This is a genomic window from bacterium (genome assembly GCA_021372615.1).
GTDB lineage: Bacteria > Armatimonadota > Zipacnadia > Zipacnadales > UBA11051 > JAJFUB01.
Window position 1 is genome coordinate 1 of sequence record JAJFUB010000088.1, and the last position, 18059, is coordinate 18059.

At 68.4% G+C, this 18059-nt stretch carries 13 protein-coding genes and 2 pseudogenes; 11 read left to right on the plus strand and 4 right to left on the minus strand.

The features are described 5' to 3' along the window. Positions 1 to 191, plus strand: a 191-nt coding sequence (locus LLH23_12930; protein MCE5239379.1) for a hypothetical protein, incomplete at its 5' end; no start/stop codon positions are given. A 239-nt stretch (positions 192 to 430) separates the two neighbouring features. Beyond that, a complete protein-coding gene (gene purQ, locus LLH23_12935; protein MCE5239380.1) occupies positions 431 to 1279 on the plus strand; it encodes a phosphoribosylformylglycinamidine synthase I in 849 nt (282 codons plus the stop codon). A 168-nt stretch (positions 1280 to 1447) separates the two neighbouring features. On the opposite strand, the pseudogene LLH23_12940 reads toward purQ, so the two are convergent. The 3 genes and pseudogenes from LLH23_12940 to LLH23_12950 form a co-directional block, all read right to left on the minus strand. Next, positions 1448 to 1543 (minus strand): annotated as a pseudogene (locus LLH23_12940) (sugar O-acetyltransferase). A gap of 96 nt (positions 1544 to 1639) precedes the next feature. Further along, positions 1640 to 1999, minus strand: a pseudogene (locus tag LLH23_12945) (N-acetyltransferase). Between the two features lie 94 nt (positions 2000 to 2093). Further along, a complete protein-coding gene (locus LLH23_12950) occupies positions 2094 to 4190 on the minus strand; it encodes a hypothetical protein (GenBank protein MCE5239381.1) in 2097 nt (698 codons plus the stop codon). Between the two features lie 147 nt (positions 4191 to 4337). On the opposite strand from LLH23_12950, the gene LLH23_12955 reads away from it, so the two are divergent. The 9 genes from LLH23_12955 to LLH23_12995 all read left to right on the plus strand — a co-directional run bounded on the left by LLH23_12955 (position 4338) and on the right by LLH23_12995 (position 14533). Next, entirely contained in the window at positions 4338 to 4784 is a 447-nt protein-coding gene (locus tag LLH23_12955) for an Rrf2 family transcriptional regulator (protein ID MCE5239382.1), read from the plus strand. A 3-nt stretch (positions 4785 to 4787) separates the two neighbouring features. Further along, positions 4788 to 5612, plus strand: coding sequence for an ATP-dependent sacrificial sulfur transferase LarE (gene larE / locus LLH23_12960; protein ID MCE5239383.1), 825 nt, complete (start codon positions 4788 to 4790; stop codon positions 5610 to 5612). 324 nt (positions 5613 to 5936) lie between these two features. Beyond that, positions 5937 to 6833 (plus strand): site-specific DNA-methyltransferase, encoded by an 897-nt coding sequence (locus LLH23_12965; GenBank protein ID MCE5239384.1) that lies wholly within the window; start codon positions 5937 to 5939, stop codon positions 6831 to 6833. After that, the gene (locus tag LLH23_12970) at positions 6833 to 7444 is read left to right on the plus strand and encodes a restriction endonuclease (protein MCE5239385.1); all 612 of its coding nucleotides are present in this window, start codon (positions 6833 to 6835) and stop codon (positions 7442 to 7444) included. The genes LLH23_12965 and LLH23_12970 overlap by 1 nt, the downstream gene beginning before the upstream one ends. A 106-nt stretch (positions 7445 to 7550) precedes the next feature. Beyond that, positions 7551 to 8315: a PHP domain-containing protein gene (locus tag LLH23_12975; GenBank protein MCE5239386.1), complete on the plus strand. Its 765-nt coding sequence runs from the start codon at positions 7551 to 7553 to the stop codon at positions 8313 to 8315. Positions 8316 to 8366: 51 nt separating this feature from the next. Next, positions 8367 to 11276 carry a discoidin domain-containing protein gene (locus LLH23_12980; protein ID MCE5239387.1) on the plus strand — a complete coding sequence of 970 codons (2910 nt, stop codon included), beginning with the start codon at positions 8367 to 8369 and terminating at the stop codon, positions 11274 to 11276. Beyond that, the gene (locus tag LLH23_12985) at positions 11266 to 11589 is read left to right on the plus strand and encodes a carboxymuconolactone decarboxylase family protein (protein ID MCE5239388.1); all 324 of its coding nucleotides are present in this window, start codon (positions 11266 to 11268) and stop codon (positions 11587 to 11589) included. The genes LLH23_12980 and LLH23_12985 overlap by 11 nt, the downstream gene beginning before the upstream one ends. A gap of 53 nt (positions 11590 to 11642) precedes the next feature. Next, positions 11643 to 12947 (plus strand): hypothetical protein, encoded by a 1305-nt coding sequence (locus LLH23_12990; protein ID MCE5239389.1) that lies wholly within the window; start codon positions 11643 to 11645, stop codon positions 12945 to 12947. Positions 12948 to 13087: 140 nt separating this feature from the next. Continuing rightward, the gene (locus LLH23_12995; protein MCE5239390.1) at positions 13088 to 14533 is read left to right on the plus strand and encodes a HEAT repeat domain-containing protein; all 1446 of its coding nucleotides are present in this window, start codon (positions 13088 to 13090) and stop codon (positions 14531 to 14533) included. Between the two features lie 155 nt (positions 14534 to 14688). Here the strand turns inward: LLH23_12995 and LLH23_13000 are convergent, their stop codons facing one another. After that, positions 14689 to 17991: a hypothetical protein gene (locus tag LLH23_13000; protein MCE5239391.1), complete on the minus strand. Its 3303-nt coding sequence runs from the start codon at positions 17989 to 17991 to the stop codon at positions 14689 to 14691. Positions 17992 to 18059: the final 68 nt, after the last annotated feature.

An 18059-nucleotide genomic window follows, 5' to 3' on the forward strand; every position in this document is an offset into this window, starting at 1 on the left:
AGCAGCTGGTGCGGTTCACCGCCGCTCCGCCGCCGGCCGTGGGCTGGGCCATAGTCCTGTCGGCCCTACGACGCCGGGGCCGGCCCGCCAGCCACCGCGTGGCCTGGAGCCGCCGCCAGGAAGTCATCGCCACTCACAGGCTGGCTCAACCTGACCAACACGCCTGGCGCCAGCCCGTAGGGGCTTTCTGAACGTAACCTGAAGCGTCCGGCTGGGGGGCGGTGCTGCGCACCGCCAGCCGTCCTGCGGACGGAACGGCCACGATCCTGAGCACCACCGGCCGTCCTGCGGGCGGGAAGGCTCCCGTGGCACCTAACAGCGGCACCGACAACTGAAGAATGCACCCGCAGGCCAACGCCCCTTGCAGACTGCCGCCGTTCGGGCTATTCTGACTTCTGCATCCTGACTTCTGACTTCTTGAGGCTGCCCCATGTCTACCAACCGCGTCGCCCTGATCCAGTTCCCCGGCTCCAACTGCGAGTGGGAGTCCAAGCGCTCCGCCGAGGCCGTCGGCCTGACGTGTGATGTGTTCCGCTGGAACGCCGACCCCGGCGCCCTGACCGACTACGATGGCTACATCATCGGCGGGGGGTTCTCGTACCAGGACCGCGTGCGCTCGGGCGTCATCGCCACCAAGGCGCCGATCATGCGCACCGTGTTCCGCGAGGTCACCGGCGGGGGCAAGCCCGTGCTGGGGATCTGCAACGGCGCGCAGGTGCTGATCGAGGCGGGCCTCATCCCCGGCCTGCACCCCGGCGACGTCGAGATGGGCCTGGCGCCCAACTTTCACGACCCCGACCACCGCATCGCCGGCTTCTGCTGCCGCTGGGTGTACCTGAAGCACGCCTGCGCGCAGGGCCGGTGCGCCCTGACCAGCGAGATGCCGCAGGGCGAGGTATTCCCCATCCCCATCGCCCACGGCGAAGGGCGCTTCACCACCAGCAACCCCGACGTGCTGGCGCGGCTGGTCGAGAACGACCAGATCGTGTTCCAGTACTGCGACGAACAGGGGGAGCTCCGCGAGACCCGAGACGTGAACCCCAACGGCGCGCAGCTCAACATTGCCGGGCTGTGCAGCCCGGACGGCAACGTGCTGGGGATGATGCCCCACCCAGAGCGGGCGAGCTTCCTGCGGCAAATCCCCGGCGAACTCGGCGGGGAATGGGCGGAGCGCAAGGACGAGGCGTGGGGCGATGCGTGCGCCATGGGCAGCTCGGCACCGGGCCTGCTGGTCTTCTGGTCGCTGGCGAAGGCACTGGGCGCGGGTGTGGCGGTCTAGCGCACTGTTCCGGCCGTACTGTAGAACCCACCAGGGCAGGCGACCTCGCCTGCCCTGGCTGCTGTGGTGTGGGATGGCGTGTTGCCTTCAGGCGTTCTCGCCGCGCTCCAGGGCCACCCGCTGCTCGATGGGCCGCAGGTCCTCCACCCGGTTGATGACGCGCCCCGGGTTACCCACCACCACGACCCCCGGCTCGACGTTCTTGGTCACTACCGCTCCCGCCCCGATGAGCGCTCCCTCGCCGATGACCACGCGCGGCAGCAGCGTGACGTTCACGCCCACCCGCGCCCCGCGCTTGATCGTCGGCCCCTCCATGTACGGGGCGGCATCCTCCTGCAGGGGGTAGACATCGTTCGACGTGACGAGCCCCGGCCCGATGAACACGTCGTCCTCGATGGTCGTGTATTGCGTCACGTGGCAGTCGCAGTGGATGCGCACGTTGTTGCCGATCTGGCAGCGGTAGTCAATGAGCGAGGCGCTCCAGATGCTCACGTTGTCCCCGATGCGGTTCTCTTCGCGGATGATGACATTGTGCCCGGTCTGCAGGCCCGCGCCGATGGTGGTGCCACAGTAGATGATCGTGCCCGTGCGTAGGAAGCAGTTGGGGCCGAGGCGGAGAGTCAGGTCGCTGACGCGGCGCTGGGGGACGTAGCCGACAATGCAAGTGGGCTCGATGTGATGGTTCGGGCCGATGATGATGCCTTCATCCTTGGGTTCCATGGGGCGATCACTCCAGTGCGCGTGTTGGCGGACACTTCACCGCCTGCGTACGACACACCTGCCCCGACGCTCTGCGCGGGCCGGCGCGCCCGGCTCACTTCCCCTGGCGGAACGCGACGGGAGTCCCTGCGTCCCGGTCGACCAGGGCGAGCGCGGCCCGCGCATCCCGCAGGTGCTGCTCCAACACGTTCAGCGTCGGCAGGTGTCGCGGCTCGAAGGTCGTGGTGCGGTCGAGCGCGCTGGACTTGATGATGGTCTGCAGGCTGCGCATGCCATGCCGCAACCGGGCGGTCAGCAGCATCATCAGCACGCCGTGGTGCAGTTGCTGTACCTTGGTCTTGCCCAGTTCCCGACGGATCGCCACGGCCCGGTTGAGCAAGTAGCAGTCGCGCCCAGAGGCGGCGTGCTCGTCCACCGGGGGGACGCTCAGCACGCGCTCCAGCCGGCTGTGGAAGTCGGGCACCTTGTGCGGGATATTGACGGGACGGTCGGCCCAGCGCCCGAACTCCGTGTCACTCGTCCAGGTCCCGCCGATGAAGGCGAAGACGCACTTACCCAGTGAGCGTTGGGAGTGCCCATCCCAGAAGGCGGCGTCCTGCATGGGCATGAGGAAGCGGCTGACCCAACCGCCCTGACGACCGTCCCACAGGCAGTCGAACTCATCCCACTGCACGAAGGGGATCTTGCCCTGTAGCGACCAGCTCTGCACCTCCAGGAGCTTGTCCCGCAGGTGGTCGGGGCTGGTGAACTGCGAGACGTTGAAAGTCAGGCCCTTCAGGGCGCCGCCGACGGACTCCTGGAGCTGACTGACCAGGGTGGACTTGCCTGACCCCGGGCCGCCGAACACCGCAAAGCTGAGCACCCCCTCGCCGCTGCTCACGTGCTTGGCGATCCGGTGGCGCGTCACCAGCAACTCCTCCGCAAACTCCTGGTTGCAGATCTCGAACCGGCCCAGCGTGTACACGACGCTCTCGCTGTATTGTGCATCGGTGGCCTTCAGGAGGCCGATGGCGCTGTCGAGTGTCGGTGCGGGCGGTTCGTACGGGATGGGCAGGTCGGCTTCGGCGATCTCGGGCTCGGCCAGACTGGACCGGGGGAACAGCACGCCCCGTCTGATATCCTCCTCACAGTAGCCTCGGCGCAGCAGACGCCGGACGCAGACCAGGGCGCGTCGCGTCCACCACACCAGCTCGGAGTGCTTCAACTCCCCACCGAGGACATGGCAGAGCGTGGCCGCCATGATGATCCCGGCGCCCAAGACATCGCCGGCGACACGCTGTCCGAAGCTCCCCGGCTGGTCCCCCGGGAAGACCAGCAGCGTCCCCTCCCGGCCGGGAGCGTCGTTGCCCGGCCCCAGCACCAGGGCGCCGTCATTCTCTATCTGCACCACGACGGCGTCATGCCAGCCCTTCTTCTCGTCCCACAGCGTGGGGTCGTCGCAGAGGTACTCCAGGATGCGATGGCGTTGCGTCTGCCACGCCCCCGGCATGCGCAGGCTGCCCTGGGCCAGATCCTGCGACGGGCAGAACCAGATGCCCCGCCCTCCGGCCTTGGGCTCCCTGACTCTCTTCCAGACATCCGGGAACTTGGGCGGCCCGGCCACGGGATCGTGCGTCCGGACCAGGAAGCGACGTCCGGCCAGCAGTTCGGGCAACCACTCCTGGTTCTCCCTGAGCCATCCCTGGCGGAAATCGAGCACTGCGACCGGCGTGCCATCACCCGCGAACTCCGTGAGGGGCACAGGGATACACCCGCGGCACCTCTCGCCAACCGGGATGGCCAGACCGATCTTCCATACCTGGTCTCTCCCCCTGTCCTCGGCGGGGACTCCGGTCCAGTCCTCGTCCAGACACGCGTCCGGGTCCGGGACAGGCTTGCTGTCCCGCTCGCCCTCCTTGCGCTTGCGCCGGTCCTGCTTGGTCAGCAGGTAGATCGACTCCGGCGTGCCCTCCGGCGCCTCCGCCTCACCGCGGTCCAGGCGCTCATGCGGCCCCCCGACGAGGCTGGCCACTTCCCCTCCGAGGCATTCGACCAACTGACCCGCGCCGCCGCGCACCATGGCGATCTCGAAGTCGTCGGCCTCAACCCACGTGTCACGTAGACTGGCCGGCTTGTGCGGCAGCGACCTGATGAGCACGTACTGCTCCCAACCCCAGTCCCCGGTGACCTGTATCTTGGGTGGCATCGCCATCGGTAGTCCCTCCCGGCAGCAATATCACACATCGGATACTCCTGCGTCGTATTCCGCAGCGGAGCCCTTCTACCTCCCTCCGACGGCCATTGACTCCCCCTCTCGCTTTCCCTACAATCTACGCTAAGAAGGTAGAGATTGACCATGATGCAAGTGTCCCAGAAGACCCAGTACGCACTGCGTGCCATGTTCGAGCTGGCCCGCCGGCATGGTAGCGGCCCGACGCGCATCGGCGACATCGCCGAAATCCAGGCCATCCCCCCGCGGTTCCTGGAGGGCATTCTCAACCAGCTCCGCCAGGCCGGTCTGCTGCGCTCGGTGCGCGGCGCCCGTGGCGGCTATGAGCTGGCCCTCGAGCCGTCCGAGATCTCAGTCGGGGACATGATGCGCATCATCGAGGGGCCCATCAGCCCGACCGAGTGCCTCGAGGGCAGCGACGCCGACTGTCCGCTCTATGGCTCGTGCGCCTTCCTGCCCATGTGGCGCCGTGCCGCCCAGGCCCTGGCAGCCGTGTACGACGGCACCACCTTCGCCGACCTACTCGAAGAGGATGAGCGGATGCGCCAGGGCGCGCCGCTGAACTACGTGATCTAGCGCATGACCTCCACGCCACTTCCCCCCGACTTGCTTGCCAAGCACACCGCCCTCCGGAGCGTCCTGCAGAACATGCGGAGCGTTCTGGTCGCCTTCTCCGGCGGTGTGGACAGTTCGCTGCTGCTGGCGGTGGCGCATGAGGCGCTGGGCGACCGCGCCGTGGCGGCAACCGAAGTGTCGCCCCTGTACGGCGCCGAGGAGCTACAGCGCGCGCGGGAGTTCGCCGCGAGCCTGGGCGCCCGACAGGTGCTCATCGAGGCCCGGCTGGATGACCCCCAGGTGATCGCCAACCCCCCGGACCGCTGCTACTACTGCAAGCGGCACCTGTTCGAGACCTTGCTGGGCGTGGCAGAGGAGGAGGGGTTGGCCTACGTGGCCGAGGGCGCCCATGCCGACGATCCCCACGACCATCGCCCCGGCCTGCGGGCGGCCGCCGAGTTGGGCATTCGCGCGCCCCTGGCCGAAGCCGGCCTGACCAAGCAGGACATCCGCGACCTCAGCCGCCACCTTGGCCTGCCGACATGGAACCTGCCGGCCCAGGCCTGCCTGGCCTCGCGGTTCCCTTACGGCAGCCCTCTCACCGTCGAGAAGCTGGGGCAGGTGGCGGCGGCCGAGCGGGCGCTACACGGGTTGGGGCTGGGCGAGGTGCGCGTGCGGCACTATGGGGACCTGGCGCGCATTGAGGCACCCGTGGGGGACCTGCCGCGCCTGACCGGCGAACTCCGGGCGCAGGTCGTGGCGGCCCTGAAGGCGGCCGGGTTCATCTACGTGACCCTCGACCTCCAGGGCTTCCGCTCCGGCAGCATGAACGAACCCCTCCGCCGGTAGCAGCGCGGCCCTCCAGGGCCGCAATCGCGTTACGGGCCAACGCGGAACGGGATAACGGCCTCCCCCCGTGTCTCCAACGACCCCACCCTCGCCACCACCCGCGCCTCGTGCTGTCCCGGCGCCTCGGCCCGCCGAAGGTCCTGACCGGGGAGCTCAACCATGTGGACCCGCAGACACACGGCAGGAGCACTGGTGGAGCCGACGCGGTAAGGGCCTGTTACGCAGCCCCCACGGTCGAGTCCTGGGCTGCAATCGTACTGTTGTTCGATCTTGGGATGTGCTATAATGCACGGCAATCCCGCCGCGCCTGGGAAGAAGCCACGCATGCCACACGCCCCGCTTACTCTTGCAGCGCATGAAGTGCGCATCGCCTCGCAGTATGACCCATCTGCCGAGGCCACCTTGCACCTGGGCGACTGCCTCGAGTTGATGGCCCAGATACCGGACGCCGCTGCCTCCCTGGTCGTGACCTCACCACCGTATAACATCGGGAAGCAGTACGAGAAGAGACGGTCGCTGGACACCTATCTGGCCATGCAGGCGGCCGTCATCAGGGAAGCAGTCAGGATCACTGCGCCCGAGGGCAGCATCTGCTGGCAAGTTGGCAACTACGTCGAGAACGGTGAGATCGTCCCTCTGGATGTGCTCCTGTACCCGATCTTCGCCGGGCACGGGCTTCAACTGCGCAACCGTGTGGTCTGGCATTTCGAGCACGGCCTGCACTGCACGAAGCGCTTCTCCGGCCGTTACGAGGTCATCCTCTGGTTCACCAGGACCGAGGCCTACCATTTCGATCTTGATGCAGTGCGAGTGCCGCAGAAGTACCAGTCCAAGAAGTACTTCAAGGGGCCGAAGGCCGGGCAGCTCTCGTGCCATCCCGCTGGCAAGAACCCGGGCGACCTGTGGATCATGCCCAACGTGAAGGCTAACCACCGCGAGAAGACGGCGCACCCGTGCCAGTACCCCATCGCGCTCGTTGAGCGCCTGGTGCTTGCCTTGACGAAGCCGGGCGACCTCGTCGTAGACCCCTACATCGGTGTTGGTACTTCCGCCGTAGCCGCGCTCATGCACCAGCGGCGAGCCGCAGGTGCAGACATCGTGGCCGAGTACCTGGACATCGCCCGACAGCGCATCGCTCAGGCGCTCGCCGGCACGGTACCGTACCGTCCGCTAGACATGCCTATATACGATCCATCGCTGCCCAACGGGGGACACAACTGATGCGCATCGTGGAGATGTACTCACACCTCAACGGGCACGAACACATTCTGGTTCACAAGCCTGCCATCTGGAAGGACATCGAGAACTGCGTCCGGCGCATTGATGCCGAGGCATGCCGGACCAAGATATCCAGGGAAAAGACAATGCGTGGGAAGCTGCTCTACAGCCCGGAGGCACTCAATGGTTGTTTTGGCCGCGAGCTAGCCGCGCGCGAGTGGGCAGAGTCCCGCACCTCATACTGGGTGACTCACGACCATCAGTTGATCCGCAGGACCCTCGCTCTGGCCCCCGGCGACCAGAAGCGGGCCATCGAGGAGGCAGGGCACACGCCCATCTTCTCCTACAACCAGACGGACTTCGTCAAGAACCGCATTGCCGTGGAAGTGCAGCTAGGCAAGTACAGCTTCATCGCCTATGACCTCTTCGTCAAGCACATGGCGTTCTTCGTCGGCGATGTCATTGACGTTGGTGTCGAGATACTGGCCATGAAGGAACTCCAGAGCCAGATGTCCTCGGGTGTCGGGTACTACGAGGGCGCGCTCTACGATCTCATTCGCCAGGGGCGCGGCGTCCCCGCAGTGCCGTTGGTTCTCGTTGGCATCGCGCCGTGAGCGGCGCCGTTCCCGACAGTCGTCCCCTTGTGTGAGTGAGCCGCGGTTTGCTCCTCGCCTCCTCTCGCGAGTATAATGCCTCCCAGACTATCCCCTGGAGTCTCACATGTTGCAGCAGGCTTTTGACTGTCACACCCACACCGTGCGCTCGGCGTGCGGTGAGGACATCACCGATGAGTGGCTAGGCGAGCGGGCGCGGGAGAATGGCTTCAGCTTCGCCGTCACCGACCACACGATGCACCTGTACTACGAGCGCGAAATCGCCTGGGCCATGATGAGCGAGGACGGCATCCGGCTCTTCGAGGAGCGCCGGGAGTCGGGCCGCGAGACCATCCTGCGCTACCTGGACGACCTCCGCTCCTTCGCGACGGGCAACATGCGGGTCGGCGTCGAGCTGGATGTGCTGCCCGACGGGCAGATCATGTTCGCCGACGACCTGCGCGACCAGATGGACCTCTTCGTCGGCGCCATCCACTACCTGCCCACGGTCAAGCACAAGCTGGGGCAGGAGGCCGTCGAGGAGGAGTACCGCCGGCAGACCCGGTGGCTGCTGGAGTACGGCGTGGCCGTCCTGGCCCACCCCTTCCGCGCCGTCCTGTCGGCGGGCTATGAGGCGGGCGAGGAGCTGGTGCGGTGGACTGTCGAGCAGGCGGCCCAGTATGGCACGGCCGTGGAGATCAACTCTCACAAGCCCTTCGTCGAGCACGATGTCCAGATGGTGACACTGGCGCTCGAGCACGGTCTGCAGGTCGCGTGGGGCACCGATGCCCACAACAGCCGCGAGTTCGGGCAGTTCGGCTACCACAAGGACATCATGCGGCAGGCCGGCCTCGCCGACGACGAGATGGGGGACGTGCTGTTCAGGATGTAGCCCCTGTCCATGGTACCCGCGTGCCCACGCGACAACAGATGGAGGCGCACCATGCGCACGGCCAGCCTGTTCGCTCTTCTCGTCCTCGTCGGCGCCTCACTCGCCGGCGCCGCACCGGAGGCCCTCCGCAGTAGCGCCGCCTGGGCCATCTACCCGCAACCCTCCGCCACCGACTGGCAGGCCCTCCTGACCGGCGCCAACCTGGCCGCCGGCAAGTCGGTGGACGTGCGCCCGCAGCCCAACTACACCCACACCGTGGACCCCGACGACCCCGCGCAACTGACTGACGGCGTGCTCGCCGGCGACGGCCGCCAGATGCACACCGACCGGCGCGCCGTCGGCTGGGCCTATACGCCCTATGTCCGCGTCACGGTAGACCTGGGCGCGGTGCGGCCGGTGGGGCGGGTGCTGTGGCGTCAGGCCTCGCTGAACCAGGACAACACACTCCCCCAGCAGCTCATCCTGTCGCTCAGCAGCGACGGCGAGTCCTTCCACCCCGCCCTGCGCATCAGCCAGAAGACCCACGCCGACGACAACCCGGCGGTGACGTACGAGCCCGTCCCGGGGGACACACCGGCGATCTACACCCTCGCTCTGCAGGCCGGCGCGCAGGCGCGGTACGTGCGCCTGGACATCGCCGCCCATGGGCTGGTCATCGCCGACGAGTTGGCGGTGCTCGCCGGTCCGGCAGACCTGCCGGCGCTCCCGCCTGCCCAGCCGGGCAAGCGCGAATGGCTGGACAACGTTTTCGACCGCCGCGACCAGTTCAGCAAGCTCATCGCGCCGGGGAACCTGGCCGCAGGGCTGACGCTGCGCTATGCCCCCCAGCCAGACTACCGGCTGACGACCGATGGCACCGACCCGGCCAACCTCACCGACGGGCAGTTCGGCGAGCGCACCGATGAGAAGATCTGGTTCGAGAAGCGCGCGGTGTGCTGGCAGGGGGCGCCGCTGGTCAGCCTCTTCGCCGACCTGGGCCAGGTGCAGCCCATCGCGTCGGTCGTCGGTCGCTTCCTGGGTGGCAAGGAGCAGGGCGGCCTGACCTTCCCCGACGAGCTGCGGGTGCTGCTGAGCACCGACGGCAACGACTACTACCAGGTCGTCGCCCGCCACAGGCGCGGCCTCGACGACGCCTCGGCCGAGGCCTACGACCTGCCCGAGGAGAAGGTCGCCTGGGTCCACAACTTCGTGCTGCCGGTGGGCTACCGGGCGCGTTATGTGGTGCTGCAGGCCCTGCACCAAAAGCAGTTCATCTGCGCCGACGAGGTCGCCGTCGTCAAAGGCGCCGACACCCTTCCGGACTTCACCCCGGCCGTCGGCAAGCGCGTGACCATCGTCACCAGTGGCGTGGCCTTCGAGCCGGTGGCCGTGGAACGGGTGCCCATTGCGACCATGCCCCTGCGCTGCAAGCTGGCCCTTCAGGATGCGCGGCCCGGCGAGAGCTTCGGCAAGCCCTGCAAGCTGGTGCTCGACCTGCCCGAGACCGTGCGCATGGACTCGGCGGGCTACACCCCCGGCACCGTGACGCACGCGGGCCGATCTTTCCAGCGCTACCAGGTGGACTGGAAGGGCGAGGGCACCGACTTTCGCCTCCAGAGCCTGCTGCCCGAGGGCAAGACCGACACGCTCTACACCTACGGCGACTGCGGCCAAGGCCCTGAGAACGAGCGGCAGATCACCTGGGAGTCCATCGTCATCCCGGCGGCGCGGCTGCCGAAGCGGCTGCACATGACGCTGGCCTGGGTCGGCTCGGAGGGCCTGGTGGAGACCTGGCCCGGCTACTTCGCGGCCATGAAGCACCTGGGCTTCAACGGCGTCGGGTTCTTCCCGAGGTACTGGTCGGACCAGACCAGGGACAAGAACATCGCCGCCGTCGCGGAGGCCCGCCGGCAGGGCCTGGCGATTATCCAGAACGAGTCACCCAGCGGCGCGCTGTCGGCGGACCGGCGACAACCTGAGACCCACTCGCAGTTCGTCGACGGCAAGACCGGCGACTTCTGCCCCGCGTACCGGGGCCAGTACTACCAGAAGGAACTGGCCAGCTTCGCCCAGCATGCCGTGTGGCTGCAGCCCGACCATATCTTCTACGACATCGAGGCCTTCTGGACCGGAGCGGTGCAGGAGGCCATGCGCTGCACCCGCTGCCAGGAGCGCTACCGGCAGGGCGGCTTCGCCAGTTGGGATGACTTCCGCGCCGCCATGGGTGTGGAGATGCACCGGGACATGAAGGCCGCGATTGACCAGGCCCTCGCCGCGGCGGGTCTCAAGAAGCAGATCATCTACGGCAGCTACCGCACCGAGCCGGTCACGGACCTGAACGACGGCATCTTCCGGTTCGCGGACCTGTACCCCGGCCTGCTGCAGTTGGCCATGCCCAGCCTGTACGTCGCCGGCAACGGCCAGGCGGTGGCCGACAACATCAGCCGCAACCGCGCCCGGATGCAGGCCAATGACCTCGTGCCCTGGCTGTCCACGGGCTGCTACGGCGAGTACGACCCGGTCCGCACCCGCGACCTGATCCTGGAGGCCCTCGCCAACGGCGCCCGGGGGGTGACGTACTACTGGTACGGCCACTTCGATGCCGGGCACTTCAAGTACCATGCCGAAGCGACGGACCTGGTGGCGCCCCTCGAGGACCTGTTCATGGACGGCAAGCCCGTGACCGGTCTGAAGTGCGACCATGGCAGGATCAGAGTCTGTGGCATGGGCGCGGGCAATGAGATGGCGGTGCTCGTGTCGAACTACCAGGGCGTGGCGGCGGGGACGACGGTGCAGCTCACGATTCCGGTGACACAGCGCGCCCCGGTGCGGGACATGGACAGCGGCAAGCAGATCGCGACACTGTCGCCCGGCCGCCCGCTGACGCTGCGCCTCGGCCCGCGCACCACTCAACTGCTCTATGTGGGCAGCAAGTACGCCGCAGCCGTGCCGCGGCGCCAGGAGGCAGGCCGTGGGCAGTGAGCCGCGCGTCAGCAGTGCTTTCCAGACGTTCCTGACCGAGGCCCCTGGGCATGCGCAGGCCTGGATGGCGGCCGTGCAGGCTCTGGACGGCGTCTCCGCCCTGGACGAGAAGACGGGTGAGTTGGCCTATCTGGCCGTCCTGGCGGCCCTGCGCATGGAGAGCGGCGTGCCCTTCCACGTGCAGATGGCCAAGCGGGCGGGCGCGACACGTGAGGAGATCATCAGCGCCGTGCTGGTGGGCCTGCCGGCGGCGGGGAACCAGGTCATCGGCGTACTGCCGGCGGCGCTGGCGGCGTATGATCAGGAGTCGTGATTGTCAGGGGCGAGAGATCCCCTCGCCCCATATGTCAACGGAGGAACGCCGCAATGTGTGCTCAACTACTCGCCGGTGCCGCGAAGGTCGTCATCACCCCGCCTGTGGGGCTGGACCTGTGCGGCTTTGGGGGGCGGCCGGGGCCGTCCGAGGGCGTGCATGACGACCTGTGCGCTGCCGCGCTGTACCTGGAGTCCGAACAACCTGCCCTCATCATCACCTGCGACCTGATCGGCCTGGACCGTGACTCGGTCCGCGAGGTGCGGCAGGGCATCGAGGCCGCCACGGGCATTCCCGCCGGCCATATCATGGTCGGCTGCAGCCACACCCACTCCGGCCCCGCCACCCCCTGCATCGTCAGCCTGGGCAAGACCGACCCCGACTACCTGGCGGTGCTCAAGCGCAAACTCATCGGCCTGGGGCGGATGGCGTTCGACAAGCGCCAGCCCTGCGCGCTGGGGACGCTGCGCGAGCCCGTCTCCGTGGGCATCAACCGCCGCGAGCGGCGCGACACCGGCATGACCATCGGCCGCAACGAGCGCGGCAAGACCGCCCCGTGGGTGGATGTCGTGGCCGTGGACACGATGGCCGGCGAGCCCCTGGCCCGCTACTTCGTCCACGCCGCCCACGCCGTGACCCTCAGCGGCCAGCAGATCACCGCCGACTGGCCCGGCTACGCCCAGCGGATCGTGGAGCGCATCTACGGGGACGGCTGCGTGGCGCTGTTCGGGCAGGGGTGCTGCGGGAACATCAACAGCGAGCCGCGCGGCACCTTCGAGATCGCCGAGGCCCAGGGGCGCGTCATGGCCGGGGCCGTCGTCAAGGCGGCGGAGTATGCCCTCAAGCAGCCCGAAGTCACCATCGCCTGCGACAGCATAGACCTGGCGCTGCCCTGCTTTGATCCGCCCTCGGTCGCCGAGGCCGAGGCCCAGGTGGAGGCCTTCCGCCAGACGCCGGCCAACCGCGCGGAGCGCACCTATGGCACGGACATGATGGACGCGGGCGACCTGGCGTGGTCCGAGCGCATCCTGGCGCTGTCCCGGTCGGGCGCGACGAACCTGACTCGCCCCTACGAGGTCCAGGCCATCCGCCTGAACGACTTCCTGCTGGTCGGGCTGCCGGGCGAGGTGTTCGTGGAGTATGCGCTGCAGATAGACGAGGGCGCGGCCTACGCGCAGACGGCGACCATGGCCTACGCCAACGACAATGTCGGCTACGTCCCCACGGCGGCGGCGCACGCCGAGGGGGGCTACGAGGTGACGCACGCCATCCGCTTCTACGGTGACACGATGCTGCGCCCCGAGAGCGAGACTATGATCGTGGCGGCGGCGCTGGAGCTGGGCCGCCGCCTGGGGTGAGGGGGAACCCCTGGAGCGAGATCGGACGTTGTAGTTGCTGCGACAAGTCTCCCTACTGACGCAGTGCCGGCCCCGGCTGGGAGGGGCGGGTGTTTGCCCGCCTGCCAGGCCGTTGTGGCCTTTCGGGAAGGAACGCCAGGATGAAACTGAAGACCGGGCCTCTGCTGGTTGCTGGCATGCTCATCGTGTTGGTGGGCCTGACGGTGCTGCTGACGCCGGCCCCGCCGCCGGCGACGCCGGACGCACACGACCATGAGGGTGAGCAAGAGAAGGCGGCCGACAAGCCCAAGCAGCAGGAGCCTGACAAGCCCTCGCTGGCCGAGATCAAGAAGATGGTTGCCAGCGAGGACGCGCACGCGACGTCCGAGGCCTTCGAGCAGTTGCAGGCCCTGATCGCCACCTCACGTACGCCCCAGGAACGCCAGGAAGTGGCCACCTACCTCAAGGGGCTGCTCACCGACCCGCGCGAGCAAATCCGCGCCGCCGCTGTGGGTCTGCTCACCGGCATGAAGGACGCCGAGTACCAACTGTTCACCACCCTGGCGACGAAGGACCCCAGCCCGGCCGTGAAGCGGGCCGCCATCGTGGCGCTGGGGAACTACGAGCCCGGCGGTCCGGTCGAGCAGTTGCTACGGCAGCTGGCCAAGCACCCGGACGCGGGCATCCGCGCCGTGGCGGTAGTCAGCCTCACCAGCATGCTCAGCAAGGCCGGCAAGGCGGGCAACGACGCGCTCGCGCTCATGCTGGGCCAGTTCGACAATGACGCCAGCGCCAAGGCCGCGATGGGCTTCCATGCCCAGGGCGCGGCGGCACTGCCCACGCTCTTCCAGAGCCTCCAGACGAGCCCCAGCGGTCCGGCGCGCCAGGCGGCGGCCATGTGTATCGGCCTGATCTGTGCCGGCTACAACCCCTACATTGACAAGTTCGCCAAGCAGGCGCAGGTCACGCACCGGCAGGAGTACGGGCACCGGGACAGCAATCCGGCCGGTGTCCTGCCCCTGATCCGTTGCTTGCAGACCGACCCCTACCCGGCGGCCCGCGAGATCGCGGCCCAGGGGCTGGGCTACCTGGGCGACGCACGCGCCGCCAAGCCGTTGGCCGCGGCGTTGCGCGACCCGGACGCCTATGTCCGCCGGCGCGCGGCGGCCGCCCTCATCACGGTGCCGGCCCAGTCGGTCGTGCCGGAGCTATCGGCGGCGGCCACGACGGACAAGGTAGCTGACGTACGCCGCTTCGCTGTCGAGGCCCTGGGGTGGGTCGGCGGCGCGGCGGTCGTCCCGGCCCTCAACCAGGCCACGACCGACAAGGTGGCCGAGGTCCGCCGCTACGCCGCCATTGAGCTGGGCAAGATCGGCGATCCGTCTTCTGTGGACGCGCTGTCCGCCTTGCTGGATACCACGCCCGACCCCGATGCGGACGTGCGCTGGGCCGCCGTCATCGCCCTGGGCAAGCTGAAGGACAAGCGGGCGGAGCAGGTGCTGGTGCGGGCGCTGTCCGACCCGTCGCCGCAGGTCTCCAACTCGGCTGAGCGGGCCCTGCAGCGGCTCGGGATCGCGGCCCAGGAGCAGGCAGGCTACGAGGGGTAAGCCACACGCCCAGACCGCATGACCAAACGAAACAGGGCACACCAGATGGTGTGCCCTGTGTGCTGTCGGCAGTCAGGCGTTGCTGGCGAGGGTCAGTAGGGCAGGCGGCCTCGCCTGCCCGTGCCGCGCTACTGACTTGAGGCGACCGGGCAAGACTACCCCGAGCGCTGGCCGTAGACTGTCACCCGCGGAAGCATGATCCCATTGTCACGGGTGCCGATGAGGATGCGTCCGGCATCCAGGGCCTGCGTGTCGTCATACTCCAGGATCTTGGCGTCCCACACCCACGCTGTGATCTTCGGCCCGCGCTTGCGTACCAGCAGCCGCAGCCAGTCATTGTGCTCGCCCGATTGCGGCAGACGGTACGAACACTGGGCCACGATCTGCCCCTGCCGACGCAGCACGGTGTAGGAGCTACTCACCCCGGCAAAGGCCACCTGGTAGCCGCTGGAGCCCGAAACGCCGTCCGAGCACAGCCCCAGGTAGACATCGCCGAAGCTCTCGCTGTAGCGGTTGCCGCCGGCCGGCATCATCTTGGGCGCCACGTAGATCACGGCATCCTGGTCGCCGGCATAGGAGGCCTTGGTGCTGATGAGTGCGTAGCCGCCGCTGTTGTAGCCCGAGAACCAGGCCCAGCCGGGGGTGCACGACCAGCGGCTGGTGATCTCCCACGTGCCCTGCCGCACCGCCCAGTCGGTCGGCGCGGTCTCGAAGGTGTAGTCATGCACCAGCGGGGTGGCGACCGATATGTCATCAGCGTAGATCAGGCTGCCGCCCTGATCCAGACCCAGGCAGTCCAGGTTGGGCACCGGCTGCGGGTCGTTGTAGACGGCCACCGGCTGGTGATCCACCTCCACCATGAGCTGCAGCCCCAGCCGGATCAGGCCCACCGAGAAGGACTGCCCCGGCGTGACCTTCGCCGTGGCCCTGGCCACCGGCTGGCCCAGCCTCTGCAGGACCAGCGGCACCTCGCTCGCCGCCCAGTTGCGCGCCACAGTCAGGGTGTAGCCGCTGTCCTTACGGTCTTCGCGGGCCAGGTACAGCGCGGCGCGCGTGGCCCCGCCGGACTGGGGGTGCAGGCCGACCTGGAGATTGAAGTCCCCCGGCAAGTAGGCGCGATGCCAGAAGCAGTTGAGGTCGCCCGCATCAGGCAGCCACGCGCCCGTGCGGCCCGCCCAGGTGTGGCGGTCAATGATGCCGGCGAAGGAGGGCGTGGGCACGTCCACCAGTTGCTCATCCGGCTCGGTCTGCGCGGCGGAGAAGTTGCGGAAGCAGGCGGACCGCATGCCCCGGGCGTACAGGCCCACCAGGCCGGTGCGGTGGCCCGGGTCGAGGACATCAACGATGCGCTGGCCGTCCACGGCCGCTCGCAGGCGCCCCTCACGCACCTCGGCCTGCAGTCGGTGCCAGCGGTTCGTGTCGCCGGCGACGGGCTTCTCGACCAGGATGGCGCCGGGGTCGCCGTGACGGTACAGGCGCAGGCGCAACTTGCCGCCCTCGTTCATCAGTGCCATGAGGTAGTAGGTGCCGGTGTCCACATAGCGGAAGTGCAGGCCGGCCGCGGCCGCCTGGCCAACCTTGACCTCCACCTGGGCGGCGCAGTCTCCGCCGCTGGAACCCCAGGCCGGGAAGGCTCGGGCGCCCCTACTGCCCGAGGCCAGCAGCCCCTGGTCGTCCAGCCGCCAGTCGCCCTGCACCACCATGAGCTGACTGACGGGCGTGCCGTTGAGGGCCGCGGCGGTCCAAGGCCGCACCGCGATGTCGTCGAAGTTAGCCTGCCCCTTCTCGCAGTACAGGCCGATCTGGCCGCAGAGGCTGTCGGTCTGCTGCGCCTGCACGACCACGCGGCCGTCCAGGAGCCCCTGCAGGATCGGGCCGGAGGTGCGCAGGCCCAGTCGGTGCCAGTCGCCGCGCTGAACGTCCACGGCCTCCTGGGCCAGCACCTTCGTGCCCTCCGGCAGCACCCGCGCCAGTTGCAGCCGCGCGGGCTGCTGCTCGAAGCTCAGGCGCAGGGCCAGGCAATCGTCCGGCTTGCGGACATGCGCCAACAGCGCCGCCACCGGGCCGCTGCACTTGACCGAGGCGTCGTACGCGTAGTCACTCCAGAACCACGCGCCGTTGAGGGCTAGCGCCTTGTCGGTGGCGGTGCCGACGAAGTCGAAGGGGTTGGCGCCCATCTCCGGCTTGCCCTCGGCGGCCATGATCTGCCATCTGCCCACCGGCTGCTGCCACTCGTCTTCCGTGCTGCTCTCGCGCATGAAGTCATCTTCGAAAAAGACCTGGTCCAGCGGCTGGTACCGGGGATCCTCCAGGCCCTGCACGGCCAGCGCGCCCTCCTGGGGCACGCCGTCGCACGCGCGCAGCACCACTCGGCCGTTCGCGGCCACTGAGAGCGCCCCGAAGCGCCGCATGACCAGCACGTCCAGACTGCCCGACGGCAGTGTGCCCGTGGCCACGGTCGTGGCCTTGCCTCCCTCCTGACGCTGCAGGACGGCCTTGCCCTTCTCCAGCGTCAGCTTCCGTGCCAGGGTCGGCGACCAGTACGAGACCAGCACTTGCCCGGCGCCGCCGGCCGGCAGCTTGCCGGTGAGCGCGAAGTCGGTCAACTCATCGGCCTCGGCGAGAGTCTCAAAGCCCGCGGGCGGCGCGACAGCCTCCCCGGCGGGGCTGGGGTAGGCGGGTGCCGGCGTCTCCTCGGGCGGCAGCGTGACCAGCTCGTCGCGCTGCAGGGAGCCGGTGTACACGCGGTCATCCAGCTCGCCGTTGCTGAAGTAGCGGATGAGATTGACGATGAAGGGCTCGAACTGCTGCCCGCGCAGGGACAGGTTGTAGGCGATGGAGGGGGTCGAATAGATGAGCTTGCCCTGGCCGATACTGACCGCAACGATGGCCGGCGCGCCGCGTCCGTTGACCATGAAGTGACCCCGGAAGCGCGACGGGGTGTCCTCCTCGGTGAACTCAGCCAGGACCTGCACCTTGGAGCCCGCGTCCGGGACGACCGCGATGCCCTGGCCGCCCAGGCAGGAGACGACGCCCAGTTGGGGGAGGCCCCGCGTGAGCGCCGTGCCGTCATCCACGAAGCGGATGTTCGGGTAGGGCGCCGGGCCGATGCGCCGACCCGGGACCGCGGTGGCAGAGAGCGGCAGCCCGGTCTCCGCCACCACAATGCCGCCCTCGCGGATGTACTGCTCCACCGACGACCCCAGCGCCTCGCCGCTAATCCCCCGCATGCCCAGGAAGATGATGTTGTACTGCCGGAGCTTGGCCGGGTCGCTCATGTCCTGTTCGGTGATGCGCTCGCGCGGCAGGCCATGGAGGGCCAGCAGGCCCAGGTAGCCGGTGCAGAACCCGCCGCCGACGGCAATGCGCCACGGGTGGGTCTGCGCCGCCGGCACAGCCCAGGTACGACCGCCCCCCAGGCACGCCAAGATGGTGACGAACAGGAAGAATCTGCGCATCATCGCTCCCACGGATGGCTTTGCTCAGTCTGTTGCCGAGGCCTCGACACTCGTTCCGCCCCGGTAGT

What these genes read in the sequence shown, in the direction of transcription:
- LLH23_12965 (MCE5239384.1), top strand. Translation starts at nt 5,937, where the DNA reads ATGCCACACGCCCCGCTTACTCTTGCAGCGCATGAAGTGCGCATCGCC.
- LLH23_12975 (MCE5239386.1), top strand. Translation starts at nt 7,551, where the DNA reads ATGTTGCAGCAGGCTTTTGACTGTCACACCCACACCGTGCGCTCGGCG.
- LLH23_12950 (MCE5239381.1), bottom strand. Translation starts at nt 4,190, where the DNA reads ATGGCGATGCCACCCAAGATACAGGTCACCGGGGACTGGGGTTGGGAG.
- LLH23_12990 (MCE5239389.1), top strand. Translation starts at nt 11,643, where the DNA reads ATGTGTGCTCAACTACTCGCCGGTGCCGCGAAGGTCGTCATCACCCCG.
- LLH23_12970 (MCE5239385.1), top strand. Translation starts at nt 6,833, where the DNA reads ATGCGCATCGTGGAGATGTACTCACACCTCAACGGGCACGAACACATT.
- LLH23_13000 (MCE5239391.1), bottom strand. Translation starts at nt 17,991, where the DNA reads ATGCGCAGATTCTTCCTGTTCGTCACCATCTTGGCGTGCCTGGGGGGC.
- LLH23_12955 (MCE5239382.1), top strand. Translation starts at nt 4,338, where the DNA reads ATGCAAGTGTCCCAGAAGACCCAGTACGCACTGCGTGCCATGTTCGAG.
- purQ (MCE5239380.1), top strand. Translation starts at nt 431, where the DNA reads ATGTCTACCAACCGCGTCGCCCTGATCCAGTTCCCCGGCTCCAACTGC.
- LLH23_12980 (MCE5239387.1), top strand. Translation starts at nt 8,367, where the DNA reads ATGCGCACGGCCAGCCTGTTCGCTCTTCTCGTCCTCGTCGGCGCCTCA.
- larE (MCE5239383.1), top strand. Translation starts at nt 4,788, where the DNA reads ATGACCTCCACGCCACTTCCCCCCGACTTGCTTGCCAAGCACACCGCC.
- LLH23_12995 (MCE5239390.1), top strand. Translation starts at nt 13,088, where the DNA reads ATGAAACTGAAGACCGGGCCTCTGCTGGTTGCTGGCATGCTCATCGTG.